This window comes from Knoellia sp. S7-12 (assembly GCF_040518285.1).
Taxonomy (GTDB): domain Bacteria; phylum Actinomycetota; class Actinomycetes; order Actinomycetales; family Dermatophilaceae; genus Knoellia.
In genome coordinates this window covers 2,714,697-2,734,328 of record NZ_CP155449.1, presented here as the reverse complement: position 1 = coordinate 2,734,328, position 19,632 = coordinate 2,714,697, and the positions used below count along the sequence as shown (strand labels likewise).

Genomic DNA, 19,632 nt, shown 5'->3' with positions numbered 1-19,632 from the left:
GGAGCCTCACGGCCCATGCCCCGCATCGCCCTGCTGTCGACGTCCGACACCGACCTCGTCTGCGCCCGATCGAGTGGCGCGGACTACGTCTGGGCCAACCCCAGCCGCCCGACCCACACTGATATGGCCGCCGCGATCGAGGGTGCCGACATCGTCGTGGCCCGCATCCTCGGCTCGCCCCAAGACCTCTGCTCGGGTTTTGCCCGGATCCGCGACACCGGCGTCCCACTCGTCGTCCTCGGCGGGGAGCAGGCACCCAACGCGGCCCTCATGGCCGAGTCGAACGCCCCCGCGGGCGTCGTCCACGAAGCCCACCGCTATCTCGCGCAGGGTGGCGCGGACAACCTCCGCGAACTCCACGCGTTCCTCTCGGACACCCTGCTGCTCAGCGGCGACACCTTCGACGCGCCGATCGAGCTGCCCAAGTGGGGGACCCTCGAGCGCCCCGCCAACACCGATGGTCCGCGCGTCGCGATCCTCTTCTACCGCGCCCAGCAGGCGGCCGGGAACACCGACTTCGCCCACGCCCTGGCCGACGCCGTCGACGCCGCCGGGGGAGTGGGCGTCCCGGTCTTTGCCACGTCGTTGCGTGACGCCCCCGATGACCTTCTCGAGCACCTCGGCACCTACGACGCGATCGTCACCACGGTCCTGGCGGCAGGTGGCACCCGCCCCGCCACCGCATCCGCTGGTGAGGACGACGACTCCTGGAACGTCAAGGCTCTGGCCGCTCTAGACGTCCCGATCCTCCAGGGCCTGTGCCTCACGTGGAGTCGCGAGGAGTGGGCCCAGTCCGACGAGGGCATGACTCCTCTCGACGTCGCGACGCAGGTCGCGGTGCCCGAGTTCGATGGCCGGATCATCACGGTGGCGTTCTCGTTCAAGGAGACCGACAGCGACGGTCTGCCGCACTACGTCGCAGACCCCGAACGTTGCGCCCGCGTCGCCGGCATCGCCGTGGGTCATGCGCGTCTGCGCCACACCCCGCCGGCCGAGCGCAAGATCGCCATCCTGCTGTCGGCCTACCCGACCAAGCACTCCCGCATTGGCAACGCAGTCGGCCTCGACACCCCCGTCTCGACGATCCGGCTGCTGCGCGCGATGCGCGACGCGGGCTACGACCTGGGCGAGCGAGGCGGCATACCCGGCCTTGACGACGTGGAGGCGCGTGACGGCGAGGCCCTCGACACCACGGCAGGCAACGCCCTCGTCCACGCCCTCATCGCGGCAGGCGGCCAGGACCCCGAATGGCTGACCGACGGTCAGCTCACCGAGCACCACGTGCGCATTCCAAGCAGCCGGTATGCCGGGTGGTTCGCTTCGCTTCCGGCTGACCTTCGCGACGGGATGACGCAGGCGTGGGGCGAGGCTCCGGGTGAGCTCTTCGTCGACCACTCGGGTGATGGCGGGCCCGAAATCGTTTCTGCCGCACTGCAATCCGGCAATATCGTGCTGCTTGTGCAACCGCCACGCGGCTTCGGGGAGAACCCCATCGCGATCTATCACGACCCCGATCTCGCGCCGACCCACCACTACATCGCGACCTACCGGTGGATCGAGGAGGAGTTCGGCGCGCACGCCGTCGTCCACATGGGCAAGCACGGCAACCTCGAGTGGCTGCCGGGCAAGAACCTCGCTCTGTCGGCAGGATGCGGGAGCGACGCGGCGCTGGGTTCGGTGCCGCTCATCTATCCGTTCCTCGTCAATGACCCGGGGGAGGGCACGCAGGCCAAGCGCCGGGCGCACGCCACGATCGTTGACCACCTCGTGCCGCCGATGGCGCGAGCCGAGTCCTATGGCGACATCGCCCGGCTCGAGCAGCTCCTCGACGAGTACGGCAACGTCGCCGCGATGGACCCCGCCAAGGCACCGGCCCTCCAGGGTGAGATCTGGACCCTGCTCCAGGCCGCGAAGCTCGACCAGGACCTCGGCCTGACCGAGCGCCCCGACGAGACCGGCTTCGACAAGCTGGTCGGCGAGATCGACTACTGGCTCTGTGCCGTCAAGGACGTCCAGATCCGCGACGGGCTCCACGTCCTCGGCGAGGCACCGTCGGGGGACGGGCTGGACAACCTTGTCCTCGCGATCCTGCGTGCCGGTCAGGTCTTCGGTGGGCAGCAGGACGGAATCCCGGGTCTGCGAACGGCCCTGGGGCTCAGCGACACCGACGCGTCGATGAGCGACACGGATGCTGCGGAAGAGACAGCGCGCAACCTCGTGACCGCCCTGTCCAAGCGTGGCTGGGACAGGGCCGCGGTGCCCGAGGTCGTCATGGCCGAGCTCGGCCGGGCCCACCCGGGTGTCCAGGCCTCGCTGACCTTCGCGTGCGACGAGGTCGTCCCGCGGCTGGCCGGCACGACCGGTGAGATCCCGATGGTGTTGCACGCCCTCGACGGTGGCTACGTCCCGGCGGGTCCTTCGGGCTCGCCCCTGCGCGGCTTGGTCAACGTGCTGCCAACTGGCCGCAACTTCTACTCGGTCGACCCCAAGGCGATCCCGTCGCGGCTCGCCTACGAGACCGGTGTGGCGATGGCCGACTCGCTGCTGCAGCGCTACCGGGACGAGGAGGGTGAACTGCCTCGTTCCGTCGGGCTCTCGGCCTGGGGCACCTCGGCGATGCGCACCTCCGGTGACGACATCGGCGAGATCCTCGCCTTCCTCGGTGTGAGCCCGGTGTGGGATGAGCAGTCCCGCCGCGTCACCGGCCTCGAGGTCATCTCGCTGGCCGAGCTGGGACGACCGCGCATCGACGTCACCGTGCGGATCTCCGGCTTCTTCCGCGACGCGTTCCCACACGTCATCAACCTCATCGATGACGCCGTTGCTCTGGTCGTCGGACTCGACGAGCCGCTCGACCAGAACTACCCCAAGGCGCACGCCGCGGCGGACATCGAGTCGCATGGTGACGAACGTCGTTCTCGCACACGGGTCTTCGGTTCCAAACCCGGATCCTATGGCGCCGGCATACTCCAGGTCGTCGAGTCCGGCACCTGGCGCGACGACAAGGACCTCGCCGAGGTCTACACCGCCTGGGGCGGGTTCGCTTATGGCCGTGACCTCGATGGCGCGCCGGCCCGTGACGACATGGAGCGCAACTACACGCGCATCCAGGTCGCGGCCAAGAACATCGACAACACCGAGTCCGACATCCTCGACTCCGACGACTACTTCCAGTACCACGGCGGCATGGTCGCGACGGTCCGTGCCTTGACGGGCACGGATCCGAAGGCCTACGTCGGTGACTCCACGACTCCGTCGAGCATTCGCACCCGCACCCTGCAGGAAGAGACGAACCGGATCTTCCGCGCCCGCGTGGTCAACCCGCGATGGATGGCTGCCATGCAGCGTCACGGCTACAAGGGTGCGTTCGAGCTCGCCGCTACGGTCGACTACCTCTTCGGGTTCGACGCGACCGCAGGCGTCGTCCCCGACTGGATGTATGACCGGATTGCACACGACTATGTCCTCGACAAGACCAATCAGGACTTCATGCGCCACGCCAACCCGTGGGCCCTGCGCGGCATCGTCGAGAAGCTGTCCGAGGCCGCCGATCGCGGACTCTGGGAGGAGCCGGACCCGGAAGTCATGGACCAGATGCGTCAGGTCTATCTCGACGTCGAAGGTGATCTCGAGGAGTGAGCGAGCACGAGCAGGACCACGACAGCGCGTCGTGGCCACGTCCGACGCCACTCATCGGTGACGCCTCGAGCGCACAGGAGCGCGGCGCCGACCCGTCGGGCTGGGCCTTCGCGCCTGAGGTCGTCGTAAGCCTCGACAGCGTCATCGCCGGTCGACGCGACATCCGACGCTTCCGGTCGGACCCTGTCGCACAAGAACTCCTCATTGAGGTGCTCAGCGCCGGTCATCAGGCGCCGTCGGTGGGCCACTCTCAACCGTGGCGGTTCATCGTGGTGCGTGACCCGGCGATCCGCGACCGGGCGGCCCATCTCGCCGACCGGGCCCGCCTCGACCAGGCCGCTCTGCTCACCAACGACCGGGCCGCCAGAATGCTCGACCTCAAGCTCGAGGGTCTGCGGGAGGCGCCCGTTGGCGTCGTCGTCGTCTGCGACCGGCGCACCCCCGCGAGTGGCGTCCTCGGTCGTGCGACCTTCCCCGACGCCGACATGTGGTCGTGCGCCTGCGCGATCGAGAACATGTGGCTCGCTGCCCGTGCGCGCGGGCTCGGCATGGGCTGGGTGACGCTCTTCGACCCCGCCGAGCTGGCCGACCTGCTCGAGTTGCCCGAGGCCGTCGTCCCCATGGGTTGGATGTGTCTCGGATGGCCCGACGAACGCCCACCCAAGCCGGGCCTGGAGCGGGCAGCGTGGTCGAAGCGGATGCCCCTCGACGACATCGTCATGCAGGACCGGTGGGAGCACGACGACGTCGAGGCGCCGACCTCCCACCTCGACCGCCTGCCTCAGCAGTCACTCGTGTCGGCGACCGATGAGGCAGACGGCCTTCTTGCGCCCCCTGAGTCGCTGGGGGTGCTCGACCGCGCCGTGAGTCGGGTCGAGGCTCTCGGTCGAGGCGAGACGCCACTCGGCGGAACCCTCGTCCTCGCTGGCGCGAGCCACCCGGTGAGCGCCCTTCGCGTGAGCGCCTATCCGGACCGAGTCACCCGCGATGTCCTCGAGGCTGCCGTCGCTGGAGTCGCCATGGGTGCCGTGAGCGCGCGGTCGGCGGGACTCGAACTCGTCGTCGTCGATGCCGGCGCAGCGGGCTGTGGTCCCGTGCCGGGTGCCATCGACGCCCGCCCCGCCGAGCCACGAGGAGACCTCGTGAGCTCGGACGCGCTGCATCGCACCGACGTCGACCGACTGCTCGATCTCGGACGGCGGCTGGGCCAGGGCGCTGCCCGATCTGGAATCGTGGCCCTCGGGGAGGTCGGCATCGGCAACACCACGGTGGCCGCTGCCCTCGCCTGTGTCGTGACGGGGTTGTCGCCGCGCGATGCCGTCGGTGTCGGTGCAGGGGCCGACACCGACATCGTCGACCGCAAGCGGGCGGTCGTCGAGTCGGCCCTCGAGCGCTTCAGCTCGAGGGCCGACACCTGGCGAGACGACCCGGTCGACCTCCTCGCCGGACTCGGCGGGCCCGAGATCGCGGTCCTCACGGGCGTTGTGCTCGGTGCTGCCAATGCGGGCGCGCCCGTGGTGCTCGACGGCCTCGCCGGCTCGCTGCCGGGCGTCCTCGCGGCGGCCATCGACCCGAGCGTGCAGGCGCACCTCATCGCCGGTCAGCGCAGCCGCGAACGCGCCCACGGCGAGGTCCTCACACTGCTTGGCCTCGAGCCACTCCTGTCGCTCCGACTGCGTTCGGGCGAGGGCGTGGGTGCCGCCCTGGCGGCCTCGCTCGTGCTCCAAGGACTGCGCATCAGGCGTGAGGTGGCGCGGACGGCACCGTGAGCGCAGGGGCGCCGGCGAAGCGTTGAACCCGAGCGCCGCGTCTGCATCACCGATAGGTTCCCAGTCATGGACATGCTGATGGGGGAACAGATCGCCGAGGCCACGTTGACTGACTGGCGCAAGCTGGCTCAGGGGCTGCATGCCCGCTACGTCGTCAACGACTTCGGCGCCGGCGCACGGTTGGTCGCCGCGGTGGGCGAGGCGGGTGACGCGCTCGGTCACCACCCGATCGTGTCGATCGGCAAGGGATACGTCGATCTCAAACTGGTCAGCGACGACGCCATCTACCGCGACGACGAGGGCACTGAACACGTCCTTCAGTGGGTCACCCAGCAGGACGTCGATCTCGCGCGACGGATCACCGAGATTGCGGCGGAGCACAAGGTCGAGGCCGACCCGGGCTCGGTCAGCATGATCGAGCTCGGTCTCGACACAGCGAACTCCGCGACCATCGCCCCGGTGTGGGCCGCGCTGCTGACCGGGAACCCCGAGGCCCAGGGCCATGGGTCGCCCAGCGACGAGATCCGTGACGCCACCGGACGGGTGCCGAACCTGTGGTTCGGGGACGCCAGCGATGGTGACACTCCTCGTCAGCGGTTCCACGTCGAGGTCTACCTGCCGCGCGAGGTGGCCGAGCAGCGCATCGCCGCCGCCCTGGCTGCGGGTGGGGTCGTCGTCGATGACAGCAACTCGCCCTCGCTCACCGTGATCGCCGACCAGGACGGCAACACGGGAGTCCTATGCGTCGCCGGGTGACGGGGGAGTGAGGGCATAGGTGTCCATCACCCAGCCTTGTTCCTGGCGCAGCGCAGCACGCACCGCGACGATCTCGTCGATGACGTCCGCGAGGCGCCCCTGACGCAGAACCTGTTGTGGCAGACCGAGATACGCGCCCCAGTAAATCGTCAGATCCGGCGCCTGCTCGACCAGCTCTCGGCACCGCAAGGACCCGTCGAGCATGACGACGACGGTCCCGAGGTCGACTGACCACTCGTCCAGGAGACGTCGCCCGGTGGTGATGTGGACCGGCTGACCGATGCCGTTGAGGACGATGCCGTGCTCGGCGGCGAGGACCTGGATCGCGGAGAGGCCGGCAATGACCTGCGTCCGCAGGGGCAGTCGTCGTGCCACGGCGTCGACGATGCGGATCGTGCTGTCATAGAACGCCGGATCTCCCCACACGAGGAAGCCCACGGTCTCTCCTGCCGGCAGACTCTCGATGATCTCGCCATAGCGGTCCGCGCGCGCTGCGTGCCATGCATCCACACCCACGGTGTATGCCGCCTTGTCCCGTTCCGCGTCCGGTCCACGTTCCGGATCGGTCACCGTGACGATGCGATAGGTCCTGTCGTCGAGGAACTGCTCGCAGATGGCGCGACGAACAGCGACAAGTTCGTCCTTGGCCTCGCCCTTGTCGGCGACGAGGAAGACGTCACACTCGCGCAGGGCCGCGATGGCCTGCCCGGTGACATGGGCGGGGGAACCGGTGCCGATGCCGATGACTCGGACTTCTCGTGGGCTCGTCATCGGGTCAGCTCCAGAAGTGCTTCGTGGTCAAGATGCTCGTCGACGGCATCGGCGAGGGCGTCGATCATGGCCTCACGTCGATCGGCGAAGCCGGGCGCGGTGGGGTCGGGACGCCAGGCGGAGCCAGCACACACTGCCGCCTCGATGAGCCAGGCCCGACGGAAGTCGTCGCACTCGAGGGTGCCGTGCCAGATCGTGCCCCACACCGTGCCCGAAGCGGTGCCGCCGGGGAAGGCTCCGTCGTCGGACACGACCCCGTGGTGGATCTCGTAGCCCTCGACCACGTGCCCACGCCACTCACCGGTGGGTCGGGCCAACACCTTGTCGGGCTGGAAGGTCACCGTGGTGGGGAGCAGGCCCAGCCCGGTGACGCGGTCAGCGCGCTCATCCTCAACCGGATCGTCTATCCACTCGGCGAGCATCTCGTAGCCACCACAGATCCCGAGGACGGGCCGCTCATGCCCGGCCCTCCATGCCACGACATCGGCCAACCCTGTGGCGTGCAGCCACTCCAGGTCGCTCACCGTGGCGCGTGAGCCCGGCAGGACGAGAAGGTCGGCTTCACGGCATACATCGGGGTCTGTCGTCACCCGCACGTCGACACCCGGCTCGGCGGCCAGGGCGTCGACGTCGGTGGCGTTGGATGTCCGCGGGAAGCGCACGACAGCGACCGAGAGCCGATCGCCGCGAGTGTCTGACGACGGACGCCACCGGCCGATCGACAGAGCGTCCTCGGAGTCGAGCCAGACGTCCTCGAGCCACGGGAGAACCCCGGCACACGGCATACCCGTCCGTTCGGTGACAACGTCGAGCCCGGGCATGAGCACCGATGGGTCACCGCGGAACTTGTTGATGACATAGGACCGCAACAGCGCCCGGTCGGAGTCATCGACGAGCCCCCACGTGCCGAACAAGGCGGCCAGCGCCCCGCCACGATCGATGTCGGCAACAATCAAAGCAGGAAGTGAAAAGCGTTGCGCCAGACCGAGGTTGACATAGTCCCCAGCGCGCAGGTTCACCTCGGCCGGAGATCCCGCACCCTCCGCCACGACGAGGTCCACCGACGCCGACAGCTCCTCGAACGCCTCGAATGCTGCCTGCGCCAGATGCCGTCGACCCGTGGCGTACTCCCCGGCGACGAGCTGGCCCGCAGGCTTGCCACGCACCACCACGAACGCGCGCCGGTCACTCCCCGGCTTGAGCAGCACGGGGTTGTGAACCGACGTCGGCTCGACCCGAGCGGCCTGGGCCTGGAGGTACTGAGCGCGGCCGATCTCGGAGCCATCCCGGCAGACCATCGAGTTGTTCGACATGTTCTGCGCCTTGAACGGCGCGACCCGGATGCCCTGGCGGGCCCACAGACGGCACAGGGCCGTGACGACGAGAGACTTCCCCGCATCGGAGCTCGTCCCCGTCACCAACAGTCCCGACACCCTGCGGAGTTTACGCAGCCCTAGAGTTGCCGCGTGCCCCCGTTCCATCTCCACCTCGTCCGCCACGGGCAGTCCACGTGGAACGTCGAGGGGCGGCTCCAGGGGCAGGCCCACCACCCGGACCTCACCGACCTCGGGCTCAGCCAGGCCCACGACGCTGCGGCGCTCCTCGCCGAGCGAGTCACAGGGTCCGTCACCATCGTGTCGAGTGATCTCGTGCGCGCCCGTCGGACAGCCGACGCCATCGCCGCAGTCCTCGGCGTCGAGGTCGTGTTCGACCCCGACCTGCGCGAGCAGTCCCTCGGTGAGCTCGAAGGACGGCTCACGAGCGACCTGACCGCCGAGCCGACCCCGCAGGGCACCCACATCAGCGAGGTGAGGTGGGGCGGCGGCGAGAGCCTCGAGGACGTCCACGGCCGACTGGCCGCTCCGATCGATCGAGCGACGACGTCAGACCACGAGCACGTCGTCTGGGTCACCCATGGCGACACGATGCGGGTTGCCCTCGCCCGGCTCGCCGGCCGCTCGCACCGTGAGGTCGAGTGGGACCCGATCGCCAACGGCGCCGTCGTCTCGGTGACGGTTCCTCGCGACTGACCGGCAGTCAGCTGTGCTGGGATGGTGCACATGCTGCCCTTCCGTCAGGTCGATGTCTTCAGCGCCGTGCCGTGGCTCGGCAATCCGCTCGCCGTGGTCCACGACACCGACGGACTGAGCGACCAGCAGATGGCGGACTTCGCGCGCTGGACCAACCTCTCCGAGACGACGTTCCTCAGCGCGCCGACCGACCCGAAGGCTGACTACCGCGTCCGCATCTGGACCACCAGCGGCGAGCTGCCCTTTGCGGGCCACCCGACCATCGGCAGCGCTCACGCCTGGCTCGAGGCCGGAGGAACCCCGCAGGGGGAGGCCGTCATCCAGGAGTGTGGCGCCGGGCTCGTCACCGTCCGTCGATCACCGCGACTCGGGTTCGCCGCGCCACCACTGACCCGCTCGGGCGAGGTTGACGCTGACCTGCGGGCCCGCATCGTCACAGCCCTGGCCGTCGATGAGTGCGCGATCGTCGACCTGGCCTGGGCGGACAACGGGCCCGGTTGGGTGGGTGTGGACCTCGGGACGGCACAGGCAGTGATCGACGTCGTGCCCGACATCGCCGCCTTCGCCGATCTCAAGGTGGCCGTTCTCGGCCGCTGGGACAACGCCCACGTGGCTGAGTTCGGCGCCGACGTCGAGGTGCGCGCCTTCTATGCCGACGGCCGCAACTTCGGCGAGGACCCGGTCACCGGCAGCGCCAACGCCGCCCTGGCCCAGTGGCTGATCGGCACCGGCGCCCTGCCCGACACCTATGTTGCGCGACAGGGGTCGGTGATCGGCCGTGATGGCCGCGTCCACATCGAGGCCGCCGACGGCGAGGTCTGGGTCTCCGGCGATGCCGTCACCCGCATCAAGGGATCCGTCGATCACTAGGAGCGCATGAGCGCGCCCGGGCGTGCCGCGAGGGCCGCCTCGACGGCCGACTCCACCCCGCTATCCGGAGCGCGGCCGAGAAGCCCCGCCAGATCTGGGCCGTGGTCGGCCAGGAAGCCGTGCCGGATGGTCGAGGCGATGCTGGCGAGCATCGGCGCCTGGAAGGGCAGGAGTCCGGATGCCGCGAGCAGCCCTTCACGATATTTGCCCAGGGGCAGCTCTCGGACCGGTGCCTCGAGGCGGTGCGCGACCTCGGCGACGGTGAACGCAGGGCCGGTCAGCTCATAGGTGACGGCGTCATGGCCCGCCGGATCGACGGCGACCCGGGCAGTGGCTTTGGCCAGGTCGTCCCGAGTGGGCGCGGCCACCCGACCCTGCGCGAAGGGCGACTCGAGAAGACCTCCGTCCCAGGTCAACAGCGCGCCCACGAGCTCGGCATACAGGCCGTTGCGCATCACTGTCCGGCCCAGTCCGCTCCGGTGCAGGAGCTCCTCGGTGGCGCGGTGCGCCAGGGCGAATCCCAGGTGGTCGCCGGCACCGACCAGGCTCGTGTAGACCACGTGACCGACCCCGTCACGGCGGGCGGCGTCGAGGACGGCCGAGTGCCGTCGAACGACGACATCGTCCTCGGCATACCCGGCAGAGACGAGGACGAGCGTGTCGACGCCGCGCATGTCGATGGTCGCCGGGGCATCGAAGTCCATGGCCCGTCCACCGGTCGCCGGGCTCCGGCTGCCCTCGACGACGTCGGCTCCCGCTGTGCGCAGGTGGGTGATGATCCGACTAGCGAGTTGGCCACTGGCGCCGGTGACAAGGATCATGAGTTCTCCAGACATGGTTCTCTTCGGCAACCGCTCTGGTCACCGACCCGATCCTCAGCCCGATCCGTGGGCGCCACAAGGAGGCACTTTCATGTCAGCGACGAACACCGATGTGACCCTGCAGGTCACGCAGGCGGCCGCCCCGTTGGAGCCCTGTGGACTGGATGAGCACCCGGACTGCGGGATCCGCGACGTCCTGGATCGCGTGGGGGACAAATGGTCGGTTCTCGTCGTCGTCGAGCTCGCGTCCGGACCGAGACGCTTCCGCGAGCTGCAGCGCGCGATCGACGGGATCTCTCAGCGCATGCTCACGCTCACCGTGCGGCGGCTCGAACGCGATGGCCTCGTCCTTCGGACCGTCTATCCCACCGTTCCGGCCCAGGTGGACTACCGACTCACGGCGACCGGGACGAGCCTGACCCACCTCGTCAAGGCCCTGGCCGACTGGTCCTTGGCTCACCGAGGCAGCATCGCGTCGGCTCGCGCCGAGTATGACGCCCGGCCTCTGACTCAGGCCTGACGCTCGAGCCCCAGCGCCGCCGCCAGACCGTCCAGGTCCGTCACCGGCGCGTCACAGACAAAACCACGGCACACGTATGCCGTCGACTCACCTCCCACGAGCGGCCTCGCCTCGAGCAGCGGCTGGCCGGGGGAGTCTGGGGCGCCGCGGGCGATGACGAGTCCGGGTGACGTGCTGGCCCGGGCGGTCGCGAGCATCGCCTCGGCGACGGGCCCATCTCCGACGATCGCCACCTGGAGCGGACCGGTCACCGCGGCCTCGGCCACAGCGAGGGCCCAACCGGCAAAACGCGGATCGCGTGAGGCGAGGGCACCAACGCTCGCCAGTGAAGTGTCCGCCGCCTCGCGGTGATGGGTCGAACCGGTGAGGGCGGCATACGTGAGCCAGGCTCCGGCGAGCGACGAGACACCGGACGGCTCCGCGTTGTCGGCTTGGCTCCGAGGTCGGGTGAAGAGCTGCTCGGCGTCGTCAGCGGTGTCGTGAACCACCCCGTCTGCGTCGCGGAAGTGCTCGAGCGCGACGTCGAGGATTGAACCGGCCTCTGCCAGCCACCGGGGGTCTCCGGTCGCCTGGTGAAGCGCGAGCAGGCCCTCAGCAAGATTGCCGTGGTCGTCGGCGACGCCGGCCGCCGCCCCGACGACGCTGTCGCGCGATGCCCGACGAAGCCGCCCGTCGACGACGTGACGTGCGACGACGAACTCGGCACACCGCACCGCCGCATCGACGTAGTCAGGTCGCTCGAGGAGGATGCCGACGTCCGCGAGCCCGGCGATGGCCAGGCCGTTCCACGAGGTGACCACCTTGTCGTCGCGAGCAGGTTGGGGCCGCGCCATCCGAGCCGAGAGCAACTGGGCACGCGTCTGCGCCCACCACGCCGAGTCGTCGGGGTCGGTGCGCAGTTGGAGCGTCGATGAGCCGTGTTCGAAGGTGCCGTTGTCCGTCACGGACAGGAGCTCCGCAGCCCGGGCACCGGCATCGGCTCCGAGGATCTCAACGAGCTGGGCAGGCGTCCACACGTAGGTCGCGCCCTCGACGCTCGCGCCGTCAACCACAGTGTCGGCGTCGAGGGCGGATGCGAAACCTCCCTCGGCGGTGCCGAGGTCGCGGACGATGAAATCGGCTGTCTCACAGGCGATTCGGCGCGCCCAGGGATCGCCCGTGGCTCGCCACAGGTGGGCGTAGACACGCAGGAGCTGGGTGTTGTCGTAGAGCATCTTCTCGAAGTGAGGGACCACCCAGTCCGCGTCCACGGCATACCTGGCGAAGCCGCCTGCGAGCTGGTCGTAGATGCCTCCGCGGGCCATTGCCTCGCAGGTGCGTCGCGCCATGGCCAGGGCATCGGCATCACCGGTCCGGGCATGGTGACGCACGAGGAACGCGAGCACCATGGAGGGCGGGAACTTCGGTGCTCCACCGAAGCCGCCGCGGGCCAGGTCATAGTGCTGTCGCAGCGTCGTCACCGCACCCGCCAGCGCCTCGGGAGTGATCGCGGCCGACACACCCGGCGAGGTCATCTCGCGCAGCTGCTCGGCGATGTGCGCCCCCGACGCCACCACGTCGGCGCGTTGCTCGGTCCACACCGTGGTGACGTTCGCGAGCAGCGCGAGGAACTGCTGGCGTGGGAAGTAGGTGCCCGCAAAGAACGGGTCACCGTCGGGCGTGAGGACGCAGGTCATCGGCCAACCCCCGTGTCCGGTGAGCGCAGTCGTGGCATTCATGTAGACGGCGTCGACGTCGGGCCGTTCCTCCCGATCGACCTTCACCGCAACGAAATTGGCGTTGACCACCTCCGCAACCTCGGCGTCCTCGAACGACTCATGGGCCATGACGTGGCACCAGTGGCACGCGGCATAGCCGACGGACAACAGGACGGGCACGTCACGGCGACGGGCCTCCGCGAAGGCGTCAGCGCCCCACTCCCGCCAGTCGACCGGGTTGTCGGCGTGCTGGAGGAGGTAGGGAGACGTGGACTGCGCGAGGCGATTGGCCATGACTTCACCCTAGGCGGGGTGAAAGGGACCTTCTCGCACCAGGGCGCGCACCGCGTCGAGCCGCAGCGTCTCCGGGTCGAGGTCGGTGAGAACCCAGGTGGCGCCTGCAGCGACCCACGGCGCAGGATCCGTGCCGGGCGCCAGGTCGATGGCGACGTCGAAAGGTCGAGTCGGATCCTCGCGCAGGCTCTCGACGCGAGCCACCGCCTCGGCCAGCTGGTCCGGGAACGTGAGGTTGACCGGGAAGAAGCCGTCGTGACGGGCCGCCCTGCGCAGGGGACGAAGGTTCCCCGGGAAGCCCGCCACCCAGATCGGGATCGTGCCGCCCACCGGGGTCGGAGCGAAGGTGAGGCCGTCGACGAGGTGGTGGGTGCCGTGGTGGTGGACGGGCTGCCCCGTCCACGCGGCGCGCAGGATCTCTACGCTCTCGTCGAGCACCTCGGCGCGAGTGCGGTCCTCGACGTGCTCGCCCGTGCGCGAGTACTCCTGGGCGAAGCGGTCACTGCCGATGCCCACTCCGAGGATGAGGCGACCGTTGCTCAGCCGGTCGAGCGAGACCGTCTCCCTCGCCACCTTGGTGGGGCGACGTCGCGCCAGCGGACTGACCATGGGCCCGAGGGCGATCCGCGAGGTGAGCGTGGCCGCGGCGGCGAGGCTCACCCAGGGGTCGGCGACCGCCACAACCGGTGCGCGCCAAGCGATCTGGTCCCAGACGAAGAACCCATCCCACCCGGCCTCCTCCGCCTCGACGGCGAGCTCCGCAACGGCGCGCGGGTCGGCCAGCTCGTCGAAGAGAGGCAGCCAGATCGCAGCCTTCACCGCCGAGCCCGACCCGTTTGTGCCACGAGGGCTTCAACAAACTCCCCCCATCGTTCCACCGGCAGCTCGTGCCCAGTCTGTTCCAGGACGACCAGCTCCGCCGCGGGCAGTGCATCGCGAAGCGCGAAGGCATGGGGGAGTGGGAAGACAGGGTCGATGTCGCCGTGGACGACGAGCGCCGGCATGCTCACGTCGCCGAAGCCTCCACCCACCGGACCGGGGGTGTCGATGGCGAAGTGGTTGTCGGTGCTGGCGAGCTCGCGGGTTCGACTCGCGTCGAGTTCGGCGAGTGCCCGCACGTGGCCTTCGTCGAAGAACGGAGAGCCACCCCAGTAGGTCCGGATCACCCTGACGATGTAGTCGACCCAGGCATCATGGTCGGCGGGGTCGGGAGCGGTCCCGTTGGCCGCTGACATGAACTCTGGGGTCGGCGGCGGCAGGTTGGGGTCGCCGGTGGTGGTCGCCATGAAGGTCACCGTCTCGACGCGGTCGGGGTGGTCGACGGCGAGGATGAGCGCCGTCCCGCCGGACATGGATCGCCCCACCACATGGGCCCGCTCGAGACCCAGCACGTCGAGGATTCCGATGGCGTCACCCGCCAGATCCTTCATGTCGTATGCCGGGTGTCCGGCTGGGTCGTTCGTCGAACGTCCCGTGTCGCGCTGGTCGTAGCGGATGACGTAGCGGCCGGCAGCGCCGAGCCGTTCGCAGAGTTCGTCCTCCCACCAGATCATTGACGCGGCGGCGCCGTGGATGAGCAGGATGGCCGGGTCGCGGGGGTCGCCGACAGTCTGGACGCAGAGCTCGACGTCGCCGACCGCCATCATCGTTTCGGGGTTCATGGGATCGACGGTAGAGCGGGATCAGAGTCGATAAAAGCGATGGTTCTTGATGCTGATGATCGTCTGTGGCGATACTGAGGAGATGTTGGATCTTCGCCTTCTCTCCGCCCTCGATGCGGTTGCTCGCACCGGAACCTTCGGCCGAGCCGCCGCCGAACTCGGATACACCCAGTCGACCCTGAGCCAACAGATCGCCACCCTCGAGCGCAGGGTCGGCGGCGCCGTCTTCGACCGGCCGGGTGGGGCGCGACGCCCGGTGATCACGCCCTTGGGGCGACTCGTGCTGGCGCAGGCAGGCCCCCTGCTCGCGGGTGAGGTGGCCGCGCGCGACGCCATCGACCGCTTCCACGCCGGGGGTGGGCGAGTCGATGTGGGCACCTTCCAGACGGTCACCAACGTGCTCCTCCCCGACGTCGTCGAGCGGTTGCGGTCAGAGCATCCCGAGTCGGACATCCGGCTCTTCGAGGATGAGCCCGAGGAGCCGCCTCTCGATCTGCTCGACCTCGTGTTCCTCGACAGCCCTGGTCCACCCGATGCCGATCGCGTCGAGGTCTGTAGGGACGAGCACGTCGTCCTCGCGCCTCGCGGTCTGCTCGCGGCAGGCCCGGTCACGCTCGCCGCTCTCGACGGGCGGCCGATGGTGGCACTGCCACGGATCTGCGACCAAGCGGAGGTCGAAGCGGCGTATGCCGCCTCCGGAATCCAGCCGGACATCGTCTTCCGGACTGCCGACAACCAGGGCATCACCTCGATGGTCCGGGCAGGTCTGGGTCTTGCGGTCATGCCGGTGCTTTCCGTGTGGTTTCAGCGAGACGACCCCGCGCTCACGTTCCACCGTCTCGAGCCGGCGCTGCCGGACCGAGTGGTGCACCTGCTCTCACGCGGCACGCTCTCACCGCTCGCCCTCCGGCTTCGCGAGCTCGCAGTGGAGGTGGGTCAGCAACTCGTCGCCGAATTCAAGCTCTCCCTGCTCGCTGCTCCGCCTCGGTCTTGAGCGCGGACAGCCGGTCGTCCCAGGAGTCTGCGCGTGCCGACAACCAGGACGCCGTATGCCGCAGGGGTTCGGGCCGCACGCGGAAGCGCACCTCGCGGCCCATGCGGACGGACTCGACGAGTCCCGCGTCCGCCAGCACGGTGAGGTGCTTGAGGACGGCTTGGCGAGTGATCGTCAGTCCTAGCGCAAGCACCGTCGCTGTCGCCATCTCGCGGTGGGCCAACGCCTCCAGAACGGTGCGACGGGTGGGGTCGGCCAGCGCAGCGAAGACCTTCGTCGCAGCGTCCTCGAGCTGCGGCGCTCGGCTCATCGGGCCTCGAGGTGTGTCCTGAGGGCACCCAGCTCGGTCTCCCAACCGGACTCGTTCTCCTGGTAGTTGTCGGCGACCTTGTCGGTGGCGAGGTCGATCGAGGCGAAGCCGCTCTCGACCACTCGCACGGTGACAGGGCCGTCGCCGGGTCCTGCGAGGAAGAACTCGACGAGGGTGTTGCCCGCCTCGACGGTCCGCTCGTCCCACGGTGCCCAGCGGAATGCGACGTAGCTCGGCTCGCGGGAGTCAGCAAGAAGGAGGGGGAAGGTGCCGTGAGTGGAGTTGGTGACGTGCCAGGCACCGTCCTTCTCCTCGATGGTGTTGTCGACGATCGCGCCGTCGTTGATCCACCAGCCGGGTTGGGAGACGAGCTCCCAGACGAGGGCGAGCGGCGCGTCGATCTCGATCTCGCGGGTGATGGTGTCCTGGATCTGGTCGGTGCTCATGGGGTCCTCCGGTCGATGACTTGATGTGCAACAACAGAGTTGCACGAGTTCCGGCCGAGCGCAACCCTGTGGTTGCACATGAGTGTGACGGATCCTTCCTCCGGATGCTGGCGCGACCGGAGGCGCCTAGGGTTACCGAGAGGCTAGTTGTCCGTTCTGCGACCCCCCGGACTCCTCCGCGGCAACGAAGCTGCGGGTCATTTGTTAGGAGCTGTTCATGGCCGATCACTCTGAGCCCGTCACAGGTTCAGCCACCGCGATGAGCGACAACTCCCCGAAGCGCGGGTTGAGCCGACGGCACTTCGGCCATGTCGTCGCCGGGTCGACCTTGATGGTCGCCGTCGAGCTGGCACGTGCCGAGACGAGCGAGGCCGCGATCCCGTCGCCGCCCCAGATCGCCTCGCTGTTCGACCTCCTCGATGCCCAGAACCTCGCCGCCGCTCCGACATCCGGACTCATCGCGATCGTCGTGAAGGAGGACGGCACGGCGACGTTCGCCCTCCCGCGCACCGAGGTCGGACAGGGCATCACGACCTCGACGGCCATGATCATCGCCGAGGAGCTCGACCTGCCCGTCGAGCGCGTCCACGTGACCCTCGCCCCGGCTCGTCAGGAGCTGGTCTTCAACCAGCTCACCGGTGGCTCGAGCACGACCTTCACGACGTTCACGCCAATCCGAGTGGCGGCGGCAACCGCACGCACGCGCCTCGTCAACACGGCTGCGGCCCTGTGGAAGGTCAGCCCCTCCACGTTGACGACCAAGGATGGCGTCATCACCGCCGCCGACGGTCGCACCGTCACCTATGGCGCCATCGCGAAGGCAGCCGCCAGCGCGATCACCATCACGATCCCGGTCAGACTCAAGGCTCGCAGCTCCTTCGGCGTCATCGGCAAGGGCCGTGGCCGCACCGACGCGCGGGACATCGTCACCGGCGCCAAGGACTTCGCCCTCGACCTCAGCGTGCCGAACGCCCTGCCGACGATGGTCGCGCGGCCTCCGACCCACAAGGGAGTGCCGGTGTCGGTTGCCAACCTCGCCGCGCTTCGAGCGATGCCCGGAGTGACCGATGTCGTCATGATCTCCACCGGTGTCGCGATCCGCGCCAAGACGTTCGGACAGTGCATTGATGCTGTCCGTGCGGTCGATGCGCAGTGGTCTGGAGGGGCTGTGGCGGGAGCCAACGACGCCAGCGTTCTGGCCGGCATACGCAAGGCCGAGCTCCCCATGGTCGTGCCCAAGGTGCCGATCCTCACCAGGACCGTGGACGCGAACTTCACCTTCATGTTCCGCAGCAGTGCAGCGCTCGAGCCCAACGCCGCCATCGCCGACGTGCGGGCCACGTCCGCGACGGTCTGGGCGGGCGTCAAGGCCCCGATCGTCGCTCAGGCCGAGATCGCGCAGGCCGTGGGCCTCCCGATCTCAGCTGTCAAGGTCAAGGTGATCACCGGTGGAGGCTCGTTCGGCCACAAGCTCTTCGCGGATGCCGCAGTCGAGTCCGCCAGGATCTCCAAGGCGATGGGCAAGCCGGTCAAGCTGCTCTGGCACCGCGCTGACGAGCCGCGTCAGGGCCGACTCCACCCCATGTGCACGTCGCGCGTGCGCCACCGTCCTCGCGGGGCAGGTGCTGAGTTTCGAGCAGCGCCACACCAGCGTCAAGACCGACTTCGGTCATGGCTTCGGTGACCTGTTCAGCTCCATCGCAGCCAAGCTCCCGACCGGTCTGGGCAACCTCACGTTGGCCCAGATGGTCTTCCAGCTCACCCAGGAGATCCCCTACAACTTCGGTGCCGTCACCCAACTGCTCAACGAGACCGATCAACGGTTCTCGACAGGGGCGATGCGCAACATCTACTCCCCCGACGTGCGCACTGCCACTGAGCTGGTCATCGACAAGCTGGCCGCGATGTCCGGCAAGGACCCCCTCGCGTTCCGCCTTGCCCACCTCAAGGACGAAAAGGTCAAGGTGGTGCTGCGCAAGGTCGCCGCCGAGGGGCAATGGGGCCGCAGGATACCGGCCGGCATGGCCCAGGGCATCGCCATCCACAAGGAGTACCACGGCGCCACCGCGGTGCTCGTCGAGATCGACTGTCGCCCCGAGACGGTGAACCGGCGCATTCGCGACGGTGTCGGTGGGCCGCGCGTCACCAAGGCAGTCGTCGGCATCGACGCTGGACTCGTCGTCAACCCGACCGGTGTCGAGGCGCAGATGATCGGCGGATTCAACGACGGCCTTGCGATGGCGCTCACGGCGAGCTGCCACCTCAAGGATGGCCACTTCCTTGAGGCGAGCTGGGACAACTACTTCTACACACGCCAGTGGAACGTCCCCCAGGACCTGCGCGTCGTGGTCATGGACTCCACGTCGGACACGCCGGGTGGGGTCGGCGAGGCCGGCGTCGCGGCCTCGTTCGCGGCCGTGGCCTGTGCCTACGCCCGGGCGACAGGTCGCATGCCCACGTCCTTCCCGATCAACCACGCGGACCCGATCACCTTCGACATCAAGAGCTTCATCCCCTCCGTCCCCGAGTCGCCGACTGACGGCCTCTCCCGTACCTACTGAGGTTCGACATGCCTGAACAGACCTTCATCCTCAATGGAGAACGCGTCACCGTCGACATCGAGGACGACGTCCGACTTCTCTGGGTCCTGCGCGACGTGCTTGGGGTCACCGGTCCCAAGTACGGCTGTGGCATCAACGTGTGCAAAGCCTGCACGAGCCACATCAACGGCAAGGCCTTCAACCCGTGCTCGGTGCGCGTGTCCGACATCAAGGACACCGACGAGGTGACGACGATCGAGGGACTTGCCGACACGGTGCCCGGTGATGAGCTGCATCCGATGCAGGAGGCCTGGCTCGAGCGCGACGTGTCCCAGTGCGGCTATTGCCAGCCGGGCCAGATCATGGCTGCCGTCGCCCTTGTGAAAAAGGTTGCGGCAGAGGGCCGTTCGGTGACCGAGGCCGACCTCGACGGGATCCGCAACATCTGTCGTTGTGGCACCTACTCGCGCATTCGTGAAGCCATCAAGGATGGTGCCACACGGATGTGAGGCGC

General features: G+C 68.8%; 18 protein-coding genes. 10 read left to right on the top strand and 8 right to left on the bottom strand.

Going from position 1 to position 19,632, the window contains the following annotated elements; translation table 11 throughout:
* Positions 1-15 precede the first annotated feature (15 nt).
* From cobN to V6K52_RS13115, 3 genes are all read left to right on the top strand, one after another.
* Positions 16-3,639, top strand: coding sequence for a cobaltochelatase subunit CobN (cobN, locus tag V6K52_RS13125; RefSeq protein ID WP_353950559.1), 3,624 nt, complete (start codon positions 16-18; stop codon positions 3,637-3,639).
* Positions 3,636-5,408: a 5,6-dimethylbenzimidazole synthase gene (bluB, locus tag V6K52_RS13120; RefSeq protein WP_353950558.1), complete on the top strand. Its 1,773-nt coding sequence runs from the start codon at positions 3,636-3,638 to the stop codon at positions 5,406-5,408. The genes cobN and bluB overlap by 4 nt, the downstream gene beginning before the upstream one ends.
* 66 nt (positions 5,409-5,474) lie before the next feature.
* Positions 5,475-6,164: a 4a-hydroxytetrahydrobiopterin dehydratase gene (locus V6K52_RS13115; protein WP_353950557.1), complete on the top strand. Its 690-nt coding sequence runs from the start codon at positions 5,475-5,477 to the stop codon at positions 6,162-6,164.
* Here V6K52_RS13115 and cobF read toward each other — a convergent pair.
* On the bottom strand, positions 6,147-6,935 hold the full coding sequence (cobF, locus tag V6K52_RS13110; RefSeq protein ID WP_353950556.1) for a precorrin-6A synthase (deacetylating): 789 nt from the start codon (positions 6,933-6,935) through the stop codon (positions 6,147-6,149). The genes V6K52_RS13115 and cobF overlap by 18 nt on opposite strands.
* Entirely contained in the window at positions 6,932-8,368 is a 1,437-nt protein-coding gene (locus tag V6K52_RS13105; protein WP_353950555.1) for a cobyric acid synthase, read from the bottom strand. The genes cobF and V6K52_RS13105 overlap by 4 nt, the downstream gene beginning before the upstream one ends.
* Positions 8,369-8,401: 33 nt before the next feature.
* Here V6K52_RS13105 and V6K52_RS13100 point away from each other — a divergent pair, with 33 nt between their 5' ends.
* Together V6K52_RS13100 and V6K52_RS13095 are read left to right on the top strand one after the other, a co-directional pair.
* Complete coding sequence (locus V6K52_RS13100; RefSeq protein ID WP_353950554.1) at positions 8,402-8,965, top strand: histidine phosphatase family protein; 564 nt, start codon at positions 8,402-8,404, stop codon at positions 8,963-8,965.
* A gap of 30 nt (positions 8,966-8,995) precedes the next feature.
* A complete protein-coding gene (locus V6K52_RS13095; protein WP_353950553.1) occupies positions 8,996-9,835 on the top strand; it encodes a PhzF family phenazine biosynthesis protein in 840 nt (279 codons plus the stop codon).
* On the opposite strand, the gene V6K52_RS13090 is transcribed toward V6K52_RS13095, so the two are convergent.
* Positions 9,832-10,656, bottom strand: a complete 825-nt coding sequence (locus tag V6K52_RS13090) for an NmrA family transcriptional regulator (RefSeq protein WP_353950552.1) — start codon at positions 10,654-10,656, stop codon at positions 9,832-9,834. The two genes, V6K52_RS13095 and V6K52_RS13090, sit on opposite strands and share 4 nt — an antisense overlap.
* Positions 10,657-10,747: 91 nt before the next feature.
* On the opposite strand from V6K52_RS13090, the gene V6K52_RS13085 reads away from it, so the two are divergent.
* Positions 10,748-11,176 carry a helix-turn-helix domain-containing protein gene (locus tag V6K52_RS13085; RefSeq protein WP_353950551.1) on the top strand — a complete coding sequence of 143 codons (429 nt, stop codon included), beginning with the start codon at positions 10,748-10,750 and terminating at the stop codon, positions 11,174-11,176.
* Here the strand turns inward: V6K52_RS13085 and V6K52_RS13080 are convergent.
* Genes V6K52_RS13080 through V6K52_RS13070 form a run of 3 tightly spaced genes read right to left on the bottom strand, consistent with a single transcriptional unit; the run spans position 11,167 to position 14,828 of the window.
* Complete coding sequence (locus tag V6K52_RS13080) at positions 11,167-13,167, bottom strand: thioredoxin domain-containing protein (protein ID WP_353950550.1); 2,001 nt, start codon at positions 13,165-13,167, stop codon at positions 11,167-11,169. The genes V6K52_RS13085 and V6K52_RS13080 overlap by 10 nt on opposite strands.
* A gap of 9 nt (positions 13,168-13,176) precedes the next feature.
* A complete protein-coding gene (locus tag V6K52_RS13075; RefSeq protein ID WP_353950549.1) occupies positions 13,177-13,986 on the bottom strand; it encodes an LLM class flavin-dependent oxidoreductase in 810 nt (269 codons plus the stop codon).
* On the bottom strand, positions 13,983-14,828 hold the full coding sequence (locus V6K52_RS13070; protein WP_353950548.1) for an alpha/beta hydrolase: 846 nt from the start codon (positions 14,826-14,828) through the stop codon (positions 13,983-13,985). The genes V6K52_RS13075 and V6K52_RS13070 overlap by 4 nt, the downstream gene beginning before the upstream one ends.
* An 82-nt stretch (positions 14,829-14,910) precedes the next feature.
* Here V6K52_RS13070 and V6K52_RS13065 point away from each other — a divergent pair, with 82 nt between their 5' ends.
* Entirely contained in the window at positions 14,911-15,822 is a 912-nt protein-coding gene (locus V6K52_RS13065) for a LysR family transcriptional regulator (RefSeq protein WP_353950547.1), read from the top strand.
* Here V6K52_RS13065 and V6K52_RS13060 read toward each other — a convergent pair.
* Together V6K52_RS13060 and V6K52_RS13055 are read right to left on the bottom strand one after the other, a co-directional pair.
* Entirely contained in the window at positions 15,785-16,132 is a 348-nt protein-coding gene (locus V6K52_RS13060; protein ID WP_353950546.1) for a metalloregulator ArsR/SmtB family transcription factor, read from the bottom strand. The two genes, V6K52_RS13065 and V6K52_RS13060, sit on opposite strands and share 38 nt — an antisense overlap.
* Complete coding sequence (locus tag V6K52_RS13055) at positions 16,129-16,578, bottom strand: hypothetical protein (RefSeq protein ID WP_353950545.1); 450 nt, start codon at positions 16,576-16,578, stop codon at positions 16,129-16,131. The genes V6K52_RS13060 and V6K52_RS13055 overlap by 4 nt, the downstream gene beginning before the upstream one ends.
* 217 nt (positions 16,579-16,795) lie before the next feature.
* On the opposite strand from V6K52_RS13055, the gene V6K52_RS13050 reads away from it, so the two are divergent.
* From V6K52_RS13050 to V6K52_RS13040, 3 genes are read left to right on the top strand one after another with little or no spacing between them, the layout of a single operon-like run.
* Positions 16,796-18,262, top strand: a complete 1,467-nt coding sequence (locus V6K52_RS13050; protein WP_353950544.1) for a molybdopterin cofactor-binding domain-containing protein — start codon at positions 16,796-16,798, stop codon at positions 18,260-18,262.
* Positions 18,201-19,139 carry a molybdopterin cofactor-binding domain-containing protein gene (locus V6K52_RS13045; protein ID WP_353950543.1) on the top strand — a complete coding sequence of 313 codons (939 nt, stop codon included), beginning with the start codon at positions 18,201-18,203 and terminating at the stop codon, positions 19,137-19,139. Before V6K52_RS13050 ends, V6K52_RS13045 begins: the two co-directional genes overlap by 62 nt.
* Positions 19,140-19,147: 8 nt before the next feature.
* On the top strand, positions 19,148-19,627 hold the full coding sequence (locus V6K52_RS13040; RefSeq protein WP_353950542.1) for a (2Fe-2S)-binding protein: 480 nt from the start codon (positions 19,148-19,150) through the stop codon (positions 19,625-19,627).
* Positions 19,628-19,632: the final 5 nt, after the last annotated feature.